We start from the raw sequence: 1,583 nt of genomic DNA, 5'->3' as shown, positions 1-1,583 counted from the left end.
GTGTTTACGAGGCGCTTGGCGTCGTTGGTGGTCCAGCGGATGGCCTGGTCGAGGATGGTGGTACCGTTGATCACTACCTGAACGCGGCCGTCGGTGTTGGAGCCGGTGTTACACTTCACGTATATCTTCACCTTGTACCACACGCCCTTCTGGATCGAGGCGCCGCCGGAGGGGTAAACCTTGCCGAAGTCGTTGCCGTAGGTGCCGGGCTGGTCTTTGTAGTATACATAAGGCTTCAGGATCACCGGGCTGGTGCTGGTATTCTTGTACCACATCAGGCGCACCGAGCCACCGTTGCCATCCCAACCCGGGTCGCCGCCCGTGTTGCCGTCACCTACCAGGAGGCCGAAGCCGATCTTGCCACCGAGGCTGAAGTCGAAGTCGGAAGCAAACTGCATGTCGTACGAAAGGGTGTACGTGGAGGCGTCGGGAATGTCAATCTTCGAGAAAACGCCGCCCGCCGTGAGGGCGTTCTTCAGCAGGGTCGTCTGCAGCATTTTGCTGTAGGTCTGGGTCTGCGAAGCGGAGGTCACTTTCCAGTAGGCGGTGGGGCCGAGGTCGGCGCTTGCCTGCGTCTGGCTGTAGAGACCGTCGGCGCGGCCGTCCCAGTTGATGGAGCGGTAGTAAGGCAGCACAAATCCGGTGTTGGCGGTGGTGGCTGTCGTAGCGAGGGTGTTGGTCCCTGTAGCATTGGCGGCGAGGCCTTCGGTGCTGATGCCGGGAGTGGGGGTCGCTGTCACTTGCTGATCGGCCGGGAGAATGTCATCCTTCTTACAGGAGATGACTGTCGTACTCAGTGCGAGGCACAGGAATGCCAGGCTCGAAACGCGGTGTTGTTTCATCGGAGGTTAGGTTAAGTGGTGAACGGTTAGGTTAATGCCTTGCGGCGGTCAATGCCTTGCGGCGCGGTGTAAAAGTAGTCCCCACAAATGGCGATTTGCTTTGACTTTAGATGGGCCCGGCCGATCACGGGGCCAACAGGGATTTTTGGGGGGTGAGGCCCTTTTTCAACGGGTACGCATGCCCGAAAACCCGCGCCAGTATTAGGTTTTAGCGATTAGAGGCCTCTAATGAAGCGATGGTCCAAAGCCGCATTTTTACATGGTTTCGGCGCTTTTTTGAAGCTTGCCCGGAGTATCGCATTAGCCGCAAACAGGCAGAAACCATTAGATGGCGAATGGAAAGCTTTATGCTTGCCCGGAGGCGTTCACAAGGTGTTAACAATCTGCGGCAACACCGGGCCTGCGACCCGTTGGTTCACGACGGCACGGCGGCACAACGGCACGACGGAGGAAAAAACTTATGGGCACTTTTTCGTCAATAATGTTGAACCCGGTTTATCCAAAATCACTTTTCTCCAGCCAAATGACGATGAGCGTTTTTTATCAAAAGAAAAAAACGTTGTGCCGTCGTGCCGTCGCGCCGTCGTGATCCAAGGCTGCTTGCAGCCTCCGCCACTGGCGACAAGACCGCCCCACCCTATCTTCGTCGAAACCCCTTTCCATGCAATTATCAAAGGACCTTCTTTCCAGATACGCCCAGGTAATGGTGCGCTATGCCCTCAACCACGGCAAGGGCATTAA

General features: G+C 56.7%; 2 protein-coding genes. One reads left to right on the top strand and one right to left on the bottom strand.

The window, feature by feature from the left end; all coding sequences use genetic code 11:
- A partial coding sequence (locus tag EPD60_RS07875; RefSeq protein ID WP_207896563.1) for a polysaccharide lyase occupies nucleotides 1-842 on the bottom strand: 842 nt, incomplete at its 3' end.
- A gap of 228 nt (nucleotides 843-1,070) precedes the next feature.
- Here EPD60_RS07875 and EPD60_RS07870 point away from each other — a divergent pair.
- On the top strand, nucleotides 1,071-1,583 hold the full coding sequence (locus EPD60_RS07870) for a hypothetical protein (protein WP_131448565.1): 513 nt from the start codon (nucleotides 1,071-1,073) through the stop codon (nucleotides 1,581-1,583).

Origin of the sequence: Flaviaestuariibacter flavus, from assembly GCF_004337505.1 — a bacterium.
In the GTDB taxonomy this organism is placed as follows: Bacteria; Bacteroidota; Bacteroidia; order Chitinophagales; family Chitinophagaceae; genus Flavisolibacter; species Flavisolibacter flavus.
Note: the sequence above shows the minus strand (reverse complement) of the source record. Positions and strands in the feature narration are given on the sequence as shown.

Bases quoted from the DNA above. Each gene is read 5' to 3' on its own strand.
- EPD60_RS07870 (WP_131448565.1), top strand. From the start codon at position 1,071: ATGAAGCGATGGTCCAAAGCCGCATTTTTACATGGTTTCGGCGCTTTT.